The sequence below is a fragment of the Streptomyces yaizuensis genome (assembly GCF_034961445.1).
Classification (GTDB): domain Bacteria; phylum Actinomycetota; class Actinomycetes; order Streptomycetales; family Streptomycetaceae; genus Streptomyces; species Streptomyces yaizuensis.
Window position 1 is genome coordinate 255,866 of sequence record NZ_BSBI01000004.1, and the last position, 18,659, is coordinate 274,524.

15 protein-coding genes are annotated in these 18,659 nt (G+C 73.1%); 9 read left to right on the forward strand and 6 right to left on the reverse strand.

The annotated features are described in order from the left end of the window. Window positions 1–54 precede the first annotated feature (54 nt). On the reverse strand, window positions 55–948 hold the full coding sequence (locus SYYSPA8_RS12115) for a TIGR03620 family F420-dependent LLM class oxidoreductase (RefSeq protein ID WP_323447101.1): 894 nt from the start codon (window positions 946–948) through the stop codon (window positions 55–57). A gap of 253 nt (window positions 949–1,201) precedes the next feature. On the opposite strand from SYYSPA8_RS12115, the gene SYYSPA8_RS12120 reads away from it, so the two are divergent. Next, window positions 1,202–1,681 carry a VOC family protein gene (locus SYYSPA8_RS12120; RefSeq protein WP_323447102.1) on the forward strand — a complete coding sequence of 160 codons (480 nt, stop codon included), beginning with the start codon at window positions 1,202–1,204 and terminating at the stop codon, window positions 1,679–1,681. Window positions 1,682–1,860: 179 nt separating this feature from the next. Here the strand turns inward: SYYSPA8_RS12120 and SYYSPA8_RS12125 are convergent, their stop codons facing one another. Then, window positions 1,861–2,874, reverse strand: a complete 1,014-nt coding sequence (locus SYYSPA8_RS12125) for a TIGR04222 domain-containing membrane protein (RefSeq protein ID WP_323447103.1) — start codon at window positions 2,872–2,874, stop codon at window positions 1,861–1,863. 493 nt (window positions 2,875–3,367) lie between these two features. Here SYYSPA8_RS12125 and SYYSPA8_RS12130 point away from each other — a divergent pair, with 493 nt between their 5' ends. From SYYSPA8_RS12130 to SYYSPA8_RS12140, 3 genes are read left to right on the forward strand one after another with little or no spacing between them, the layout of a single operon-like run. After that, the gene (locus SYYSPA8_RS12130; RefSeq protein ID WP_407705985.1) at window positions 3,368–4,489 is read left to right on the forward strand and encodes a FecCD family ABC transporter permease; all 1,122 of its coding nucleotides are present in this window, start codon (window positions 3,368–3,370) and stop codon (window positions 4,487–4,489) included. Then, window positions 4,489–5,262, forward strand: coding sequence for an ABC transporter ATP-binding protein (locus tag SYYSPA8_RS12135; protein ID WP_323447104.1), 774 nt, complete (start codon window positions 4,489–4,491; stop codon window positions 5,260–5,262). The genes SYYSPA8_RS12130 and SYYSPA8_RS12135 overlap by 1 nt, the downstream gene beginning before the upstream one ends. A 59-nt stretch (window positions 5,263–5,321) precedes the next feature. Beyond that, the gene (locus SYYSPA8_RS12140) at window positions 5,322–6,341 is read left to right on the forward strand and encodes an ABC transporter substrate-binding protein (RefSeq protein WP_323447105.1); all 1,020 of its coding nucleotides are present in this window, start codon (window positions 5,322–5,324) and stop codon (window positions 6,339–6,341) included. Between the two features lie 105 nt (window positions 6,342–6,446). Here the strand turns inward: SYYSPA8_RS12140 and SYYSPA8_RS12145 are convergent, their stop codons facing one another. After that, the gene (locus SYYSPA8_RS12145; protein ID WP_323447106.1) at window positions 6,447–6,911 is read right to left on the reverse strand and encodes a MarR family transcriptional regulator; all 465 of its coding nucleotides are present in this window, start codon (window positions 6,909–6,911) and stop codon (window positions 6,447–6,449) included. 242 nt (window positions 6,912–7,153) lie between these two features. Here SYYSPA8_RS12145 and SYYSPA8_RS12150 point away from each other — a divergent pair, with 242 nt between their 5' ends. Together SYYSPA8_RS12150 and SYYSPA8_RS12155 are read left to right on the forward strand one after the other, a co-directional pair. Beyond that, entirely contained in the window at window positions 7,154–7,321 is a 168-nt protein-coding gene (locus tag SYYSPA8_RS12150) for a hypothetical protein (RefSeq protein ID WP_323447107.1), read from the forward strand. Between the two features lie 160 nt (window positions 7,322–7,481). Continuing rightward, window positions 7,482–8,120, forward strand: a complete 639-nt coding sequence (locus SYYSPA8_RS12155; protein WP_323447108.1) for an NAD(P)-dependent oxidoreductase — start codon at window positions 7,482–7,484, stop codon at window positions 8,118–8,120. Between the two features lie 24 nt (window positions 8,121–8,144). On the opposite strand, the gene SYYSPA8_RS12160 is transcribed toward SYYSPA8_RS12155, so the two are convergent. Beyond that, window positions 8,145–9,491: an aminotransferase-like domain-containing protein gene (locus tag SYYSPA8_RS12160; protein WP_323447109.1), complete on the reverse strand. Its 1,347-nt coding sequence runs from the start codon at window positions 9,489–9,491 to the stop codon at window positions 8,145–8,147. A 277-nt stretch (window positions 9,492–9,768) separates the two neighbouring features. Here SYYSPA8_RS12160 and SYYSPA8_RS12165 point away from each other — a divergent pair, with 277 nt between their 5' ends. Then, window positions 9,769–10,428 carry a LysE family translocator gene (locus tag SYYSPA8_RS12165; protein ID WP_323447110.1) on the forward strand — a complete coding sequence of 220 codons (660 nt, stop codon included), beginning with the start codon at window positions 9,769–9,771 and terminating at the stop codon, window positions 10,426–10,428. Here the strand turns inward: SYYSPA8_RS12165 and SYYSPA8_RS12170 are convergent. Then, the gene (locus SYYSPA8_RS12170; protein WP_323447111.1) at window positions 10,338–11,489 is read right to left on the reverse strand and encodes a helix-turn-helix transcriptional regulator; all 1,152 of its coding nucleotides are present in this window, start codon (window positions 11,487–11,489) and stop codon (window positions 10,338–10,340) included. The two genes, SYYSPA8_RS12165 and SYYSPA8_RS12170, sit on opposite strands and share 91 nt — an antisense overlap. A gap of 427 nt (window positions 11,490–11,916) precedes the next feature. Here SYYSPA8_RS12170 and SYYSPA8_RS12175 point away from each other — a divergent pair, with 427 nt between their 5' ends. Both SYYSPA8_RS12175 and SYYSPA8_RS12180 read left to right on the forward strand, forming a co-directional pair. Then, complete coding sequence (locus SYYSPA8_RS12175; RefSeq protein WP_407705986.1) at window positions 11,917–13,191, forward strand: phosphatase PAP2 family protein; 1,275 nt, start codon at window positions 11,917–11,919, stop codon at window positions 13,189–13,191. A gap of 221 nt (window positions 13,192–13,412) precedes the next feature. Further along, window positions 13,413–14,483, forward strand: coding sequence for a protein kinase family protein (locus SYYSPA8_RS12180; RefSeq protein WP_323447112.1), 1,071 nt, complete (start codon window positions 13,413–13,415; stop codon window positions 14,481–14,483). An 87-nt stretch (window positions 14,484–14,570) separates the two neighbouring features. On the opposite strand, the gene SYYSPA8_RS12185 is transcribed toward SYYSPA8_RS12180, so the two are convergent. Further along, window positions 14,571–18,431: an nSTAND1 domain-containing NTPase gene (locus SYYSPA8_RS12185; RefSeq protein ID WP_323447113.1), complete on the reverse strand. Its 3,861-nt coding sequence runs from the start codon at window positions 18,429–18,431 to the stop codon at window positions 14,571–14,573. Window positions 18,432–18,659 lie beyond the last annotated feature (228 nt).

Consider the following 18,659-nt stretch of genomic DNA (forward strand, 5'->3'; position numbering starts at 1 on the left):
GCGACCGCGAGGCGGGGGCGCCCGTACCCGTACAGGTACGGGCGTACGGTCCCGCTACGCGCCCGTACCGAGATCCAGCGCGGCGGCCAGCTCCCGCCACTCCTTCCGGGGCGGCGTCCCGGCCCGCGCGTCGGAGATCACGTTCAGCGCGACATGGTCCGCACCCGCGTCCGTGTACGCGGCGACCCGGTCCCGGATCCGCTCGGGGGAGCCGAGCGCGAACAGCGCGTCCACGAGCCTGTCGCTGCCGCCGTCCGCGAGGTCGGCCTCGGAGAACCCGAGCCGGATGAGGCTGCGTACGTAGTTCTCCAGCCCGAGATAGTGCGCGAGGCTGCCACGGGCGATCTCGCGGGCGCGGCCCAGGTCCGGTTCGGGGACGACCTTGAGGTCGGGGGCGAGGACGGCGTCCGGCCCCAGCGCGGAGCGGGCCTCGGCCGTGTGCTCCGCCGTGACCAGGTAGGGGTGCGCCCCCAGCGACCGGTCGGCCGACAGCCGCAGCATCTTCGGCCCGAGCGCGGCGAGGATCCGCCGGCCGGCCGGTACGGGGACGGGTGCCGCGTCCAGGGCGTCGAGGTACGCCACCATCGTCGCGTACGGCTTCGCGTACTGCGGGGCGAGCACCTGGTGGCTGATGCCGAGCCCCAGCAGGAACCGGCCGGGAGCGGACTCCTCGATCCGGGCCACGCCCGCCGCGACCTCGTCGGCCGGGTGCTGCCAGACGCTGAGGATGGCGGTAGCGACCCGGATCCGCGGCGCGGCCGCCAGCAGTGGCGCGGCCTCCGCGAGCGAGGGGCTGGAGCCGATCCACAGGGTGCCGAAGCCCAACGCGTCCAGTTCGGCGACGGCTTCGGCGGCGTCGGGGGCGAGGCCCTGTCCCGGCACGGCCCGGAGCGCGGCGCTCCAGACACCGATGCGGCCCAGCCCGGTGCGATCTGCGTGAGTGGTCATGCCGGGGCCAACCGCCATGGCCCGTACGGTTATTCCACCATTCCGTTCATACGCCGATCTGCTCATCCGGTCATCTGTCACCTTGACCGCCGGCCCCCTCCGCGACCGGCCGCCACTGGTGGAATCGGAGGGAATCCCGGCCGACCGGTGATTTCCGGGGTGCCCGGCGGTCATAGGAACAAGGGGCCCGCCCGGACGGGTCCCCGCCGCCCGCGCGGGAGTGCCCGCGCCACAGCACCCAGGAGAGTGTGCGATGCCCCGGATCATTCCCAACCTCTGGTTCGACACGCAGGGCGAGGAGGCCGCCACGTTCTACTGCTCGGTCTTCCCGAACTCGCGGATCACCCGTGTCACCCACTACGGAGAGGTCGGTCCGCGCCCGGCGGGCACGGTCCTCACCGTCGACTTCGAGCTGGACGGCCATCCGTACACCGCCATCAACGGCGGCCCGGAGTTCACCTTCGACGAGGCGGTCTCCCTGCTCATCGAGTGCGAGGACCAGGAGGAGGTCGACCGCTACTGGCGGCTGCTGACCGCCGACGGAGGCCAGGAGAGCCAGTGCGGCTGGCTGAAGGACCGCTACGGATTCTCCTGGCAGGTGGCTCCCCGGGGCCTGGACGATCTCCTCCAGGACCCCGACCCGGCCCGCGCGGACCGGGCGATGCGGGCCATGCTGGGGATGTGGAAGCTGGACCTGGCGGCCCTTCAGGCGGCGGCGGACGGCAAGGACTGACCCAAGGGCCGACCCAAGGACCGACCCCGGACGGCTACGGACAGCGGTGGCGGTGGGCGGTGGGCGGTGTGGTCCGACCGGCGCCCCGCCACCCGCCACCCGCCGCACCCGCCCGCCGGGTCTGCTCGCGGTACGACCCCGACGTCCGCCGGGACGCCGGGCCCTGACAGACCGCGCTCCTAACAGGCCCCGCCCCCGCCACCTCCGCAGGACGAGCCCCCGCCACCACAGGCGGACCCTCCGCCCCCGCACGAACTGCTGCTGCCGCCCCCGCCACAGGAGGAACCCCCACCCGCGCAGGAGGAACCCCCACCCGCGCAGGACGAGCCCCCGCCGCAGGAGGAACCCCCGCCCCCGGTGCCGCACCCCGAACCGCCCCCGCACCAGGTCGCCCCCGCCCCGGCCGCGCCCTCCGAACCCGCCGCCCCCACCGCGCCTCCACCCACGAACGGCACGGCGAAAGCGGCGAGCAGCAGGCCCCTCGCGGCGCCGCCGGGGAACGCACGGGGCCCCTTCAACGCGACCCGTACGGCAGGCTCGGGCCTGCGCCGATGGCGGAGCGTGTACGCCCTCAGTGCCCGCCGGCCCGCCCGGCTCACCCGCGCGGGCAGCATGCGGGCGACGACCCTGGCGGCCAGCGCGCCCGCCACCAGCACCGCCGCCGCCCCGTAGTCGAACGACCGCACCAGGACGGCCACGGCGGCGAGCACCAGCACGGCGGCCTGGGCCACCGCCCACCGGCGGACCCCGACACGGAACGCCCGCCGGGGCACCGCCAGCCCGCGCCCGGCGAGCCGGTCGCCGATCTCCTGGACGGCGGGGGAGACGGCCGCCGTGTGCCGTACGGCGGCCAGCGCCCCCGTACCGGCGCTCTCCACGGCCCCGACCACGGCCGCTGGGACCGGGTGCCCGGTGTCCACGCCGCCCACGGTGTTCATGGCGTCCACGGAGGTGACGACGGTGACGACGCCGGGCCCGCCGATCCCGATCCGCCCGGTGCGGGACAGTTCGGCCAGAGCCGTGTCCACGACCCGCAGCGGGCCGCCCCGGAGGAAGGCCGCCTCGTACACGTCGAGAACGCGCGACGGCCCGCCCCGCGACCGCTGCCGCGCGAGTACCCCCGCCACCGCCAGGGCCGCCGTCAGCACGGCCACGACGACGGCGACGGTGGATCCCTCCGTCGGGTTCCCCATGGGTACCTCCGTAAGGTTCGGCGGCCCGGGGGAGCGTGATGTCCGTGGCCGTGTACAGGAGGACATGGCCAGGAAGCGCCCTGATGAACCCGGCAATTGCCGTTTTCAGAGGAGAACTTGAGGTTCCGCGCTCCCCTCCCGCCAGGTCACGGCTCCGGCGCGTACGGTGTGCCCCTCCCGGAACCCGGACCCGGAACCCACCCCGACCCCGACCCCGACCCCGTACCCGAATCCGGAGTCCGGGCGGCCCCGGCGCCCCGCCCTCCACGCCGACGGGTTACGCTGCACCCGCTCTGCGGGGGAAGTCCGGTCGAAATCCGGCGCTGACCCGCAACGGTGGACGTGGCCCCGGTGACCGGGGCCCGTGAGCCCGATCACCCGCAGTGGCGCGAGACTCCTGTCAACTCGCCGTGGACTGCGAGAGGATGACCGGCCGGGAGTGCCCGCGGCCGCTCCTCCGGGTGCACGGCCCGAGGCGAAAGCGACACCACGCGTGGCCGTGAGCGCCGAACGCAACCCCGTGCACCCCCCGGCCGTGCCCGGCCCGGCCCCCCTCACCGGCACGGGCCCCGCACCGCCCCGCCGGGTGCCGCTCCTCCCGATCGTCACCGCCCTCGTCCTCGCCCTGCCGCTCTCCCTGCTCTGCGGCGCGGTCCTCGGCGCGTCCGGCATCGGCTGGGGCGAGGCCGTCGGCCATCTGAGGGCCGGATTCACCGGCGGCACCATCACCCCCGAGCAGGTCCCCGCGTACACCATCGTCTGGGAACTGCGCCTCCCCCGCGCGCTCCTGGCCGCCGTCGTCGGCGCCGGCCTCGCCGCGATCGGCGTCGCCGTCCAGGCCATGGTCCGCAACGCGCTCGCCGACCCCTTCGTCCTCGGCATCTCCTCGGGCGCCGCCGTCGGAGCCAACGCCGTCCTCATCTTCGGCGCGTTCGGGGCGTTCGGCGTCTGGGCCCTGTCCACCGCCGCCTTCGGCTCCGCGCTGCTCGCGATGACGCTCGTGTACGCGATAGCCCGCACCGACCACGGACTCACCCCGCTCCGGCTCGTCCTCACCGGCACCGCCCTCTACTACGGCTTCTCGGCGATCACCACCTTCATGGTCTTCGCCGCCGAACACGGCGAGGCGGCCCGCTCCGCGATGATGTGGCTCCTCGGCAGCCTCGGCGGAGCGAACTGGGGCTCCGTTCCGATCGCGGCGGCCGCCGTCCTCGCCGGCCTGCTCCATCTCGGGCTCTCCGCACGCCGGCTGAACGCGCTCGCCATGGGCGACGAGACCAGCGCCGCCCTCGGTGTCGACCCCGCCCGGCTGTGCCGGGAACTCTTCGTCGTGTCCGCCGCCGTCACCGGTGCCGTCGTCGCCGTCAGCGGGGCGATCGGCTTCGTCGGGCTCATGGTCCCCCACGCCGCACGGATGGTGGTCGGCGCCGACCACCGCAGGGTCCTCGCCGTCGCGCCCCTGGCCGGCGCGATCCTGCTGATCTGGGTGGACATCCTCTCCCGAACCGTCCTCGCCCCCACCGAACTCCCGCTGGGCGTCCTCACGGCCGCCATCGGCGTCCCCTGCTTCATCCTGCTGATGCGCCGCCGCGGCCACACCCTGGGAGGCCAGTGATGGACGTCGACATCGACGAGGTGACCGTCACCGTCGGCGGGGCCCGGCTCGTGCGGGACATCACCCTGCACGCCGGCAGCGGCCGGGTCGTGGGCCTGGTCGGCCCCAACGGCAGCGGCAAGTCCAGCCTGCTGCGCTGCGCCTACCGGGCCCTGCGCCCCACGGCCGGCACGGTCCGCCTGGACGGCGACGACCTGCACGCCCTCAGCCAGCGCGAGGGCGCCCGCCGGCTGGCCGCGCTCCCCCAGGAGTCGGCCGGCGAGTTCGCGTTCACCGCCTGGGAGGTGGTGGAGATGGGCCGTCTGCCGCACCAGGGCGCCGGATCCCGGACCACGGCGGAGGACCGGTCGGCCTGCGCCGCCGCACTGGAGGCGGTCGGCGCCTCCCACCTCGCCGGCCGGAGCTTCCCCACCCTGTCGGGCGGCGAGAAGCAGCGGGTCCTCATCGCCCGGGCCCTCGCCCAGCGCCCCGGCGTCATGGTCCTGGACGAGCCCACCAACCATCTGGACATCGCCCAGCAACTGGAAGTCCTCGCGCTGGTCAGGGGCAGCGGCCTCACGGTGCTGACCGCGCTCCACGACCTCAACCTGGCCGCCGCGCACTGCGACACCCTGTACGTGATCCACCACGGCCGGATCGTCGCCGACGGCCCGCCGCACGACGTCCTGACGGCCCCTCTGCTCGCGGAGGTGTTCGGCGTCCGGGCCCACCGGGTGCCGCACCCCGTCACCGGGACGGTGCACCTGCTGTTCGACCGGCTCCCGCCGACCTGACATCCCCGCCTGTCCCCGCTTGTCCCCCATCCCCCCATGCCAAGGAGCTGCTGTACGCCATGCCCCACCACCCCCTTCACCCCCTGCGCGTCCCGGCCCTCGCCCTCGCGGCCGTCCTGACGCTCTCCGGCTGCGGAGCCGATGTCGCCGCCCCGTCCGGGGAGCGGAGCCCCGCGGCGGACCGGCACTACCCGGTGACCGTCGAGAACTGCGGTGAGCGCCGCACCTTCACCCAGGCTCCGGAGCGTGTCGTCACCAACGACGTCGGCATCACCGAGATCATGTTCGCCCTCGGTCTGGAGGACCGGATGGCCGGCTATGTGATGCCGGGCAGCAAGGGCTCGGCCCAGGACGTCCCCTGGAAGGACGCCTACGAACGCACCCCCTGGCTGTCCAAGAAGCGGATCAATGCCGAGCTGGTGCTCGACGCCCGCGCCGACCTGGTCTTCGCGGGCTGGAACTACGGCTTCGACGAGAGCACGGGCTTCACCCCCGCGAAGCTGCGGAAACTGGGCGTCGACTCCTACCTCCTGACCGAGTCCTGCCGCAACGGCGGCTCCTCCAGGGCCCGGGGCGTGATGGCGCCCCTGGACGCCCTCTACACCGACCTGCTGAACCTGGGCAGGGTCTTCGACGTCGAGGACCGGGCCGAGAAGCTGGTGGCGACCTTCCGCGAACAGGTCGCGGACGCCATGGCCACCGCTCCCCGGGGAGCCGACCGGCCCCGGGTCTTCCTCTACGACGACGGCCGGGACAAGCCCTTCACCTCCGGCGCGTACGCCGGCCCCCACGACATCATCACCCGGGCCGGCGGCGACCACGTCATGAAGGACCTCAAGGACAGCTGGACCACGGTCGGCTGGGAGACCGTCGTGGAACGCGACCCCGAGGTCATCGTCATCAACGACTACGGGGACACCAGCGCCGAGGAGAAGAGGAAGTTCCTCCTGTCCCACCCGCCGCTCGCCCGGGTGTCGGCGATCAAGAACAAGCGCTTCGTCGTCCTGGAGTACGTGGAACTCGTCGAGAGCCCCCGCAACCCGGGCGCGATCGTACGCCTCGCCCGCGAACTGCGCTGATCCCCGTCCCGGCCCCTGTCCCGGCCCCCGTCCCGGCTCCCGCCTTCGTGCCGTCGGCAGGCGGGGGGCCGGAGGGCGGTGCCCTCGGGGCCGGAGCGCGGTGCCCTACTCCGGCAGATTCCCGTTCCCGCCCATGTTCGCGACCACCCGCCGCAGCACGTTGACGGTGGTGACGAACTCCTCCGTCCCGACGCCCGCGTGGGCCCGCTCCAGCACCCGCGCGTTCCGCTCCTTCGCCCGCAGCCGCCCGGCCGCGCCCTCCTCGGTCAGGGCCATACCGCCGGCGGGCCCCGCCTCCGTCAGCCAGCCCCGGGCCACCAGGTCGTCGAAGACGGCGGAGAAGTCGGTGTCCATGTCGTCGTAGGGCGTCAGCCGCTCCACCAGCGCCGCCCGGTTCCACCTGCCGGGGGCACCGGCGGCGTGGTTCAGGGTCCACCAGTGCGGCTGGGTGAGCCCTTCCACCGCCAGCTCGGCCCGCAGGCCGCCGACCACCAGCCGGAACGCCATACCCGTCCAGGCCCCGATGGGCTGGGCGGCCAGTAGGTCGGGGGAGTACTCCTTGAGATCCATGACCGTGTCGCCTTCCCGTGATCCTGTCGCCGGGTCGCTCGGTGCACCCGGCGACGCTTTTGCGCCTGTACGAGAACCGTAGAAGCTCCAGTGGACTTGAGGTCAAGGGGCGCGGGGAGGACGGGTCCTGACGCTCTCACCTCGTCAGGTACCCGAAATCCGGGGTCGGTTGGATGGCATCGGGAGGGTATGGTTCCAGCCATCACGGCCCCGTCGCGGGGCACGACGAACGGAGGACGCCCATGAGGACCCGACAGATCGCGGGCCCGCTGGTTTTCGGATGGGTCATCGTGCTCTCCGGTGTGGGATACAGCCTGAACGACGGCACTCCCAGCATCCCGTGGGCCGTCGCCGGACTCGCCGTCGGCTGCCTCTGCGTCTTCGGGCTCCAGCGGTCCAGGGGCTGGTGACACAGGAAGCCCGGCCGCCCCGAAGGCCGGCCGGGCTCCGTCGTCCCGCCCCGGGCCGGCGGACTCCGGTCGGGCGACCCTCACTCATGGGGCACATGATTGCGGCGAGGATTCCTCCCAGGAGGAAGCGAACACTCACCCACCCCCGGAAGGGGCGATCATGCGATACACGGTCTTCGGAGCGACCGGCGGCACCGGCCGGCAGCTCGTGCGGCAGGCGCTCGCCGCCGGGCACCAGGTCACAGCGGTCGTGCGCGACCCGGACCGGCTGCCCGTCCGTGAGCACGAGCGGCTGGAGGTCGTCGTCGCCGGCGTGACCGACCAGGAAGCGCTGCGCCCGGCGGTCGCGGGGCGTGACGCCGTGCTCTCGGCGCTCGGCGCACCCACGAACAAGGCGGTGGGGATCGCCTCCGCCGGGACCCGCGCCATCCTGGGCGCCCTCGACGCCGAGGGGGTGCGGCGCCTCGTCGTGGTGAGCGCCGCCCCGGTCGGGCCGCCGCCGGACGGCGAGGGCCCGCTGTACCGCCTGGTGCTGCTGCCCCTGGTGCGGCGTGCCTTCCGGGACGTCTACGCCGATCTCGCCGTGATGGAGAACGAGATCCGGGCCGGCGGCACGGACTGGACGGTGGTGCGCCCGCCCCGGCTCACCGACGGCCCGCCGACGAGTACGTACCAAACGCGGTTCGGCGGGGCCGTGACCGGCAGTCACACCGTGAGCCGCGCGGACGTGGCCCAGGCGATGCTCGCGCTGGTCGAGGACCCGGCAGCGGTCCGACAGGTGGTGGGAGTCGCGGCCTGACCCGGTCGACGGCCCCTCCACAAGCTAGTCGGTGACCAGGTCCTCCGGGGCGGAACGGGCCAGTCCGGCGAGCGTTTCGAGGGCCTGGCCCAGGACCTCCGTGCCGGGGGAGGCGAGCGCCAGCCGGATCGCGTCGGGGGTACGCCCGCGCCCCCGGCCGGCCGAGAACGCGGCGGCCGGAGCCACCCCGATGCCGTGCCGCGCCGCCGCCGCGACGAAGCTGTCCGTACGCCAGGGGCGGGGCAGCTCCCACCAGCAGTAGTACGAGCGCGGATCGCTCCGTACCGCGAAGTCGCCGAGGTGCCGCCGGGCGATCTCCTGCCGTACGGCGGCATCGCGCCGCTTGGCCCGTGCCAGCTCCGCCACGGTACCGTCCGCCTGCCACAGGATGGCGGCCTCCAGCGCGAACCGCGGGGGGGTGCAGCCGCCCGAGCGCAGCGCGGCGGAGACCGGGGCGGCGAGAGCCGGGGGCACCACCGCGAAGCCCAGGGTGAGCCCGGGGGCGAGCCGCTTGGAGAGGCTGTCCACGAGGAGGGTCCGCTCGGGCACCAGCGCGGCGAGGGGCGGCACGTCGTCCCGGAGGAAGGACCAGACGGCGTCCTCGATCACCGGGACGCCGATCCGCCGGACCGCTTCGGCGAGATGGGCCCTCCGCCCGTCGGTCATGGTGAGCGAGAGGGGGTTGTGCACGGTCGGCTGGACGTAGATGGCCTGGAGCGGGCCGGCGCGGTGGGCCTGGGCCACCGCCTTGGGGATCACCCCGTCGCCGTCCATGGCGAGGGGGACGAGCGTGATGCCGAGCCGGGCCGCGATCGCCCCGAGCACGGGATAGGTCAGCTCCTCGACGCCCAGCCGGCCGCCGGGCGGCACCAGGGCGGTGACCGCCGCCGAGATCGCCTGGCGGCCGTTCCCGGCGAAGAGCACCTGCCCGGGGTCGGGGTGCCAGCCGCCACGCGCCAGGAGGGCGGCGGCCGCCGCACGGGCGGCGGGGGTGCCGGCGGCGCCGACCGGACGCAGCGCGCCCGCCAGGGCGTCCGGCCGCAGCAGCGGGCCGAGCCCGGCGCCGAGCAGCGCGGCCTGCTCCGGCACCACCGGGTAGTTCAGCTCCAGGTCGACCCGGGTCCGCGCCGGTTCGGTGAGCAGCGGGCCGGCGTCGGCGCCGGTGGGCTCGCGGACGAAGGTGCCGCGCCCCACCTCGCCGGCGGTGAGGCCACGGCGGGCGAGTTCCCGGTAGACGCGGGTGGCGGTGGAGTTGGCGATGCCGTGCCGCCGGGCGAAGTCCCGCTGGGTGGGCAGCCGGTCCCCGGGGCGCAGCCGCCCCGCCTCGATCTCGGCCGCCACGGTGTCGGCGACCCGCCGGTAGTCCCCCATGCCCCGCTCCCCTCTCCTGCTTCTTCCGCTCCTGCCCCCTGCGTTCCACGGAAGTCTGGCCCAGAATTGCACCGAGTGCAATATTGCATATTGCACCGAACTAAATGCCCTCCTAGACTCGCCATTGCTCCGACACCGTCCCGACTCCCCATCCCTTCCCACCGGGTTGACACGGGATCACGACCGACCGACCGAGGGGCCGGCCGCGGAACGCACGCCACCGCAGAACGCGGACCACCGAGGAACGCAGACCACCGAGGAACAGGGGCAGGTACACATGATCGAGGCCGGCGCGTTCGCGGGCATGGTGATGGTGGCCCTGGGCATGGTGCTCACCCCCGGGCCGAACATGATCTACCTCGTCTCCCGCAGCATCACCCAGGGCCGTCGCGCCGGCGTCATATCCCTGGGCGGGGTCGCCCTCGGCTTCATGATCTACCTGCTGGCCGCCAATCTGGGCCTGTCGGTGATCTTCATCGCCGTCCCCGAGCTGTACGTCGCCGTCAAACTGGCGGGCGCCGCCTATCTCGCCTACCTGGCCTGGAACGCCCTCAGGCCCGGCGGGGTCGATGTCTTCGCCCCGCAGGACGTCCCGCACGACTCCCCGCGCCGGCTGTTCACCATGGGCCTGCTGACGAGTCTGCTCAACCCCAAGATCGCCATCATGTACCTCTCGCTGATCCCGCAGTTCATCGATCTGGACGCGGGCCATGTGCTCTTCCAGGGCTTCGCCCTCGGCGCCGTCCAGATGGTGGTGAGCGTCGCGGTCAATCTGGCGATCGTGCTGGCCGCGGGGACCATCGCCGTCTTCCTCGCCCGCCGCCCCTCCTGGCTGAGGGTCCAGCGCTATGTGATGGGCGGGACCCTCGGCATCCTCTCCGTCTCCCTCGCGGCCGACACGTCCGTCCCGTCGGCCGCGAGCAGCGCCGGTTCGTAGTGGCGGGTGAAGAGGGCGGCCACCAGGTCGCGCCGGCTGCGTACCCCCGTCTTGTCGAAGACCGACGTCAGATGCTCCTGGACGGTGTGTACGGAGAGCCGCGCCGCACGGCCGATCTCCGCCGTGGAGTGGCCGCGCAGCACCAGCGCGACGATGTCCCGCTCCCTGGGGGTCAGCCCGTAGGCGGCCATGACGATCTGGATGTGATCACCCGGTCCCGCGGCTTCGACGGCGACCGCGAGCCGGGCGGGCTCCTGCCCCGCCAGCCGCCAGGCGTGCAGCCGGACCCGCCCCCGGGTGCGGGTGTGGGCCCAGGAGACGAGTGAGCCGGGGGAGCCGGGGGCCCGCACCGCCGCCGCGACCGCGTAGAGGGCGGGCGGCAGCGCGCCCGGCCCGCTCGCCGGGCGCGGTCCGGCGGGGGCGGGCAGTTCGTCCAGCCAGAGCCCGGCGGTCGGGCTGGCCTGGACGGGGGTGTACGCGTCGTCCAGCAGCACCAGCGCCGGGGCGGGCGCGCGGCCGGGCCCCGGGGCGCCGGTGGACGGGTCGCCTTCCTCGGCCCGCCGGGTCAGATGGAGTCTGCGGAGGATCCCTCCCAGCGGCTGGGCCAGACCCTGGGCGACGGCCCGTGCCTCGGGGCCGAAGGGCGGGGTGTCGCGGCCGACGCCGAGGATCAGGGCGCCCCACGCCCCGTACCGGTCGCGCAGCAGGATCCGTACCTCGTCCCGGAGCCCCAGCGGCCCGATGATGTCCCGGAAGCGGGGGCTGCGGTCGTGGATCCCGCCGACGGCGTCGCCGAGGAGCCCCACGGGCACCGGGCTCCGGGCGAGTTCGGGCAGTCCGTTGACATCGCCCTCGCGGTACTCGATGTCCAGCATGCGGGGCATGTACCGGAGCGGCACGGCCTGCCGGTAGTGGCCGCCGGTGTTCATCAGCGTGCCGGGGTCGATGGTGATCCCGGCCCAGACGTCGGACCGCAGGACGGGGCTCACCGCCCGCATCACCCCGTCGAAGAACTCGTCCACCCCCCGCGCGGCGCCTGCCGCCCGGACCGCCGCGGCCACGAATCCACCGGGCCGCCCCGTCCCCCCGCCTACCATGGCCGCAGGCTAGACCCGCCGCCCCGGCCCGGTCACCGGGTTGCGGCGGCGCGTCGCCGACGGCGTACCCCGCGGCCGAGGCCGTACGGGGTGCGCTGATGCCGGTGCACGACGAGGTCGCCGAGGGCCGGGAGGAAGCCACCCATGGGATCGAGGGTCCGGCCACCGCCCATGAGCAGCGGAACCCACCCGCAGGGCTTCGATAGAATGATCGAATTCACAACGATCGCCCTGATCGCCCTTCCTTCACTGGAAAAGCACCACTTGGTGCGAACTTAATCTTTTACCCAATAATCGAACAAATCGGCCAAATCCCTTGATACAGATAAAATCGCGAACCTCCTCGCGGACAGACCGGAGAGACCCGTCCGCCCCATGGCGTCCGTCACGGGTGACGCTGTGGATCGCGGCGGGTGCGGTGGCCCTCGGGTTCCTCATCGCGCTGGAGATCGCGGCGCGCCGCTACGGCATACCGGGGCCGATCACCAACCAGACCCGAGAGCTGATACGCACCCCCGCCTCGGGGCCGCTGCTCTACGCCAGCATGGCGCTGATGATGGTGGTGCTCACCTGGCGGCAGCGGTTCGTCGCACTCGGCGCGGCCGTCGGCATCGACGTCGCCCTCTCGCTCGTACGGTGGGCCATCGACGCGCGAATAGGCTCCGGCAGCGGGGCCCTGTGGGTGATGGTGGGCTGTGCGGTCATCGCCCTCACCCGCCGCACCGGCCACGAACGCGTCCTGCTGCTCAAGGGTGTCGGCCTGGGTCTGCTGCTGGTGGCGGGCCGCAAGACCGGCGACACCTGGCTCCTGATCACGTCGAAGACCCGCCCGCAGGTGCTCGACCAGTATCTGGCGGTCGCCGATCACGCGCTGGGCAACCCGTCGTGGGTGGTCGGCCGGATGGTCGAGGCCACAGGGCCGATCGGCGCGAACGTCCTGGACTGGGTCTACGTCCAGCTCGCGGTGGCCGCGGTCGTCGCCGCGCTGTACCAGCTCCGCCATGTGGCGGCCGAGCGCCGCTTCCCGCGCCACCATCTGGTGCGCACCTTCCTGGTCATCGGTCTGCTCGGGCCGGGCATCTACATCATCTTCCCCGTGGTCGGGCCGATCTTCGCCTACGGCGCCGACGGCGGACAGTGGGCGGTGGCCGATCTGTGGCCCCACACGCCCACGCCGACCAGCACCCCGCAGCACATGCCGTTCGACGAGATCACCCCCCGCAACTGCATGCCCAGCCTGCACACGGCCTGGTCCGTCGCGATCTTCATCCATACCCGCAACAGCCCCCGCCTGCTGCGGTACGCGGGCACGTTCTGGCTGATCGCCACGCTCGGCGCGACCCTCGGCTTCGGCTACCACTACGGCGTCGACCTCATCGCCGGCGTGGTGTTCACCCTCACGATCGAGGCGGCGCTGCGCGCCCACGACCGTGGCTGGGACCGGGCGGGAATCCGGATGGTCGCCTACGGTGTGGGCGTCTTCGTCGCGCTCCTGGTGTCGTACCGCTGTCTCCCGATGCAGATGGCCGAATACCCCTGGGTCTTCGGACCCCTTCTCGTGCTGGCGATGATCTCGGTGATCTACGCCTATGTACGGACCACCGGAACGCGGGATCCGGAGTCCGCGCCGGCCCGGCAACCGAAACCGCAGCCCGAAATGGTGTGAGCCGGCCGACCACGGGTCGTGGGCCGCATCATGAACCGGGCGGCACAGCCGCAGAAGAAGGGCCCCGGCCGGACGGCCGGGGCCCTTCCCGCTGTCCGCGTGCCGCCCGCGCGGCCGGGATGCCCCGCTGCCCCGGCGTGAGAGGGTGTCAGGCAGCTCCTGCCCGGGTGTTCGTACGCGAGGCGGGTGCCCGGCTGGAGGCGTAGGTGCAGAGTCCCGACATGTCCCGCGGTGCTCGTCTGGCCGCCCACGGCGCCGTTTCCACGGCGCTGGCGCTGTACGGTGATCGCGCCCTGCGAGAGCTGGTGGACGCCGCCGTACCGATCGGCACCGGCATCGGCGGGCAGACGGTGCTGCTGGACATCGACGGAACCCCGGTCTTCGTCAAACAGGTACGCCTGACCGATCCGGAGCGCCGGCCCGAGAACGTCCACTCCACGGCGAACCTGTTCAAACTGCCGCTCTTCTGCCACTACGGGGTCGGCAGCATCGGCGGCCCGGGGTTCGGGGCCTGGCGGGAGCTGGCCGTGCACACCATGACCACGAACTGGGTGATCGCGGGGGAGCACGAGGGCTTCCCCCTGATGCACCACTGGCGGGTGCTGCCGGATTCCGGCCGGCCGCTTCCCGCGGAACTGGCCGATGTGGAACGAGCCGTCGCCTACTGGGGAGGCGGACCGGAGATACGCCGCCGGATCGAGGCTCTCCAGCGGTCCTCGGCGAGCCTCACGCTGTTCCTGGAGTACATACCGCAGAACCTGCACGACTGGCTGGGTGTCCGGATCGGGTCCGGTGACGACGCCGGTGACGAGGCCGAGCGGGCCTGCGCCATGGTGGAACGCGAGCTGGAAGCCGGCCTCTCGTTCATGAACGCCCGTGGGCTGCTGCACTTCGACGCCCACTTCGAGAACATCCTGACCGACGGCCGGCGGCTCTTCTTCGCCGACTACGGCCTCGCGATCTCCTCCCGCTTCGACCTCACCCGGGCCGAGGCCGACTTCTTCGACGGACACCGCACCTACGACCGGTCCTACGCCGTCACCCACCTGGTGAACTGGCTGTCCGTCGCCCTGTACGGGCACGGACCGGAAGAACGCCGGGCGTTCGTGCGTGCCTGCGCCCAGGGGGTGCCCCCGGAAGGAATCCCGGCGGAGATCGCGGCGGCCCTGGTCCGCCACGCGCCCGTCGCCGCCGTGATGGGGGACTTCTACCACCGCTTCCGGCAGGAGAGCCGGGCAACCCCCTACCCGCTGGAGACGATCCGCCGGACCGCCCAGCACACCCACCGGTGACCGGCCGGGCCCGCCACCCCCTGGCCGGGCCCGGCGTACCTACCGATCCGGGCACACCGCCACCGCCGGCAGAGTGCGCGTTCCGGTTCAGGGGCAGGTGGGGGTGGAGTCGTGGCCGGGGAGGTACTGTGCGCGTTCGTCGGCGGTGAGGTTCCGCTGGAAGGCCCGGCAGATCTTGTGCAGGGCGTCGGCCGGCTCGGTCATGGCGATCCTGCGCAGCCTCACCTTCTTGTCGTCGCTGCCCATGGCGAGAGTCCGGCCGTCGGGACTGAAGGCCACGGAGAAGACCTCGTCGGTGTGGGGCGGGAGGGTGGTCCGGACGGTGCGGGTGGCCACATCCCAGAGCTGGATCTCCCAGTCCGCGCCGGCCGTCGCGAGGGTGCGGCCGTCCGGGCTGAAGACGACATCCCCGTTACCGCCGGGAAGGGTGGCCTCGATGGCCCCCGTCGTCGCGTCCCAGAGCCGCACTTTGTCGTCGAGGCTCGCGCTCGCGAGGGTTCGGCCGTCCGGGCTGAAGGTGACGTCCATGACCGCCTCGGAGTGGGCGCTGAGGACGTTCCGGATCCTTCCGGTGCTCACGTCCCACAGTCTGACCTTCCGGTCGTCGCCCCCGGTGGCGAGGGTGCGGCCGTCCGGGCTGAAGGCGACGGACCTCATGGACCGGGCACCGGTCTTGAGGACGGTCCGGGCCCTGCCCGTGTCCACGGCCCACAGCCGGACCGTTCCGTCGTCGCTCGCGCTCGCGAGGGTCCGGCCGTCCGGGCTGAACGCGATCTTCATCACCGGCTGGGTGTGGCCGGTGAGGGTCGCACGCGCCGTTCCGGTGTCCACGTCCCACAACCGCACCCGCTGGTCGTTCCCGCCCGTGGCGAGGGTGCGGCCGTCCGGACTGTAGGCCACGGTGTGGGTGCCGTCCGGGTCTCCGGTGAGCGCTGCCCGGACTCCGCCCGTACCGGTGTCCCACAGCCGTACGGTCCTGTCGCCGCCGACGCTGGCGAGAGTGCCGCCGTCCGGGCTGAACGCCACCGCCGAGACGGGCTTCCCATGGCCGGTGAGGGTCATGTCGCCACGGCCCGTCTCCGCCTGCCACCAGCGGACCGTCCCCTCGGATCCGACGCTCATCAGCGTTCGGCCGTCCCGGCTGAACTTCATCAGGTGCGCCACGCCCGTGTGACCGTTGAGGACCACGAGGGACCGCCCCGACGCGACGTCCGACAGCCGGATGTTCCCGTCGAGACCCGCCGTCGCCACGGTCCGGCCGTCCGGGCTGAACGCCACCCTCGCCACCCCGTCCCGGTGGCCGGTCAGTTCGACACGGAGCTTCCCCGTACGCACATCCCACAGCCGTATTTTCCCTGCACCCGGGGCAGCGGTCGCGAAGAGCCGTCCGTCCGGGCTGAACCCATGTGCCCCCGCCCCTTCGATCTTGCCGACGGGAAGCACGAGGGATTGGTCCGACGCGACATCCGTCAGCCGGACGCTCCCGTTGAAACCCGCCGTCGCCACGGTCCGGCCGTCCGGGCTGAACTCCACCTTCGCCACACCGCCCCGGTGGCCAATCAGTTCGACGCCGAGCCTCCCCGTACGCACATCCCACAGCCGCACCTTCCCTGCACCCGGGGCAGCGGTCACGAAGAACCGTCCGTCCGGGGTGAACGTTTCATCCGATCCCCTGGAACGCTCCTCGTCCCGGGTGAGGACGGCGCGGAGCTTTCCCGTACTTGCGTCCCACAACCGCACCGTGTGGTCCAGGGCGCCCGTGGCCAGAGTCCGGCCGTCCGGGCTGAAGAGCAGCAGTCGTGTCATTTCGCTGTGGCCGGTGCGGATCGTGCGGACTCTGTTCGAGTCGACATCCCTCAGGCGCAACGTCCCATGGCGACTGAGGCTCGCGAGGATCCGGCCGTCCGGGCTGAGCGCGGCCATGGCCCTCGCACCGTTTCCGGCGACCCTGCGGTTCCTGCCCGACCCTGTGTCCCACAGCAGCGTTCCACCGGTGTCGTCAACGGTCACCAGGCGCCGCCCGTCCCGGCTGAACGCGGCCTCCCACACCTCCCTGGAGTGGCCGGTGGAGCTTCTGATCAGAGGGCGGTCGGCGGCCTTGTTCAGGCTGACGATCGCCTCGGTCGTGGGGCTGGTCCGATAGGCATGGACCGCCAGCAGCGAGGCGAGGTCGGGATCCTTGGGGAACAGCGCCGCCGAATGCGCGGCGGCCTGGCGGGACTCGGCCGTCCGCTGCGCGGTGAGGGCCCGCTGTTCCGCGGTACGGGCGTTCTGCCTCTGCCACAGGGCGATCCCGGCGGTGAGCAGCGCCAGGACGAGTACGCAGGCGAGGACCGAGTTGAGGACCCGGGCGCGGCGGATGGTGGTCAGGCGGTGGTTCTGGCTGGCGGTGAGGAAGGTGTGTTCGAGGGCGGTGAGGTCGGAGGGGTGATCGGTGGCGGGGAAGGCCTCCCGGGCTTCGGCCAGGCGGATGCCGCGGTAGAGGGCTCCGGTGTCCTGGCCGAGGTCCTGCCAGTTCTGGGCGTCGCGGGTGAGTCTGCGGTGGACGCGCAGGCGGTGGCGGTCCTCCTGGATCCAGTTGGCCAGCCGGGGCCAGGCGGTGATGAGGGCTTCATGGGCCAGATCGGCGGTGTCGCCGTCGAGGGTGACAAGGCGGGCGCGGGTGAGGTTTTCGAGGACTTGCGCGGTCTCGTCGGGAGTGTCGGCCTCAAGTTCGGCGCGGGGGGTGGGGCGGCGGGTGTCGGGACTGCCCTGACCCGGGGTGATGAGACGGAGCAGAAGACGACGGGCGTGGGCCGCCTGGGTGGGGGTGAGCCGGCCGTAGGTGTGCTCCGCGGTGTCGGCGACAGCTCCGTGGATCCCGCCGATGCTCTCGTACGCGGCCAGGGTGAGGGTCCGGCCGCGGCGCCGGCGCCAGACCTCCAGGAGGGCGTGGGACATCAGGGGGAGGCCGCCGGGTTCGACGGCGGTCTCCGCGACGATCCTCGCGGTGAGTTCCCGCTCCACGATGAGTCCCGCGGCACGGGCGGGGCCGACGACGGCCTGGCGCAGTTCGGCCGGGGTCATCGGACCCAGGGCGAGATGCGCGGTGCGCAGGACCTCGACCAGGCCGGGGTGCTCGGTGCAGTGCGCGTAGAAGTCGGCCCGCACGGCGATCACGACCCGCAGACCGCTGTCCGGGGTGCGGGCGGCGAGCAGCAGTTCGAGAAAGCGGGCCCGTTCGGTCTGCTCCTGGCAGAGGGTGAAGAGTTCCTCGAACTGGTCCACCACCAGGACCGTGTCCTTCCGGGCACGGTCCTCGTCCGTTGCCCCGGGGGTCTCCCCTCCGTCGCCTCCGGCGGCGTCCGCCGGCTGCGGGAAGGCGGTGAGGACCGGTGTGTGGGTGGCGACGGGGCGCGCGCCGGGTGTCAGCACCCGGATCCCCGCGCACCTCACCGGCGCGTTCGCCGGGTGGCGGAGGGCGGGGATCAGGCCGGCCCGCAGAAGTGATGACTTGCCGCTGCCGGAGGCCCCGGCGACGATCACCACCCGGTGGCCCCGGACCAGCTCGATGAGTCGGGTGAGCAGGTGGTCGCGGCCGAAGAAGAGTGCGCGGTCGCCCGGTTCATAGCGCGCGAGCCCTCGGTACGGGGGGTCCGTGCCGTCGTCGTCCCGGACCGCGGAGCCCGTGGTCTGTTCCTCCAGGGCGCGGGCCGTCCCGTGCCACCGTGCCTCCCACTCCTCCGGATCACCTCCGCAGAGCGTGACATAGGCGAGGGTCACCGGGAGGGACGGCAACTCGTCCCCCCGCGCCGCCGCGGCGAGCGTGCTCACCGAGTAGCCCGCCCGCGCGGCCATGGCCCGGTACGTCGGACCTCCTGCCGATGCCCGCAACTCCCTCAGCCCGTGGGCGAGCCGCTCCAGCGGGCCCGCCTCCGGATCCAGTGGCCGTTCCCGACGCCCCGCCATCCCGTCCCACCCCGTTTCCAACGGACCGCGCATCTCGCCGGGCGCGGTGTCCGGCACATTCGCCCATCGAACCGGCCCCGGGATTGTGCGACCAGCATGAAATCAGCTGTCCGCACAATCGGCGGGGGTGTGGAATCAGGGACAGACCCCGGCGCCGGGGAGGGATCCCAGGCGCCGGGGCCGGGGGCGGCCGCGCCACGACCGGACGGTGTCCGCCCCCGGGGAGAG

Excerpts from the sequence above, each read along its gene's own strand:
- SYYSPA8_RS12165 (WP_323447110.1), top strand. The coding sequence starts at position 9,769 with ATGATCGAGGCCGGCGCGTTCGCGGGCATGGTGATGGTGGCCCTGGGC.
- SYYSPA8_RS12155 (WP_323447108.1), top strand. The coding sequence starts at position 7,482 with ATGCGATACACGGTCTTCGGAGCGACCGGCGGCACCGGCCGGCAGCTC.
- SYYSPA8_RS12135 (WP_323447104.1), top strand. The coding sequence starts at position 4,489 with ATGGACGTCGACATCGACGAGGTGACCGTCACCGTCGGCGGGGCCCGG.
- SYYSPA8_RS12115 (WP_323447101.1), bottom strand. The coding sequence starts at position 948 with ATGACCACTCACGCAGATCGCACCGGGCTGGGCCGCATCGGTGTCTGG.
- SYYSPA8_RS12180 (WP_323447112.1), top strand. The coding sequence starts at position 13,413 with ATGTCCCGCGGTGCTCGTCTGGCCGCCCACGGCGCCGTTTCCACGGCG.
- SYYSPA8_RS12120 (WP_323447102.1), top strand. The coding sequence starts at position 1,202 with ATGCCCCGGATCATTCCCAACCTCTGGTTCGACACGCAGGGCGAGGAG.
- SYYSPA8_RS12185 (WP_323447113.1), bottom strand. The coding sequence starts at position 18,431 with ATGGCGGGGCGTCGGGAACGGCCACTGGATCCGGAGGCGGGCCCGCTG.
- SYYSPA8_RS12150 (WP_323447107.1), top strand. The coding sequence starts at position 7,154 with ATGAGGACCCGACAGATCGCGGGCCCGCTGGTTTTCGGATGGGTCATC.
- SYYSPA8_RS12125 (WP_323447103.1), bottom strand. The coding sequence starts at position 2,874 with ATGGGGAACCCGACGGAGGGATCCACCGTCGCCGTCGTCGTGGCCGTG.
- SYYSPA8_RS12140 (WP_323447105.1), top strand. The coding sequence starts at position 5,322 with ATGCCCCACCACCCCCTTCACCCCCTGCGCGTCCCGGCCCTCGCCCTC.
- SYYSPA8_RS12160 (WP_323447109.1), bottom strand. The coding sequence starts at position 9,491 with ATGGGGGACTACCGGCGGGTCGCCGACACCGTGGCGGCCGAGATCGAG.
- SYYSPA8_RS12145 (WP_323447106.1), bottom strand. The coding sequence starts at position 6,911 with ATGGATCTCAAGGAGTACTCCCCCGACCTACTGGCCGCCCAGCCCATC.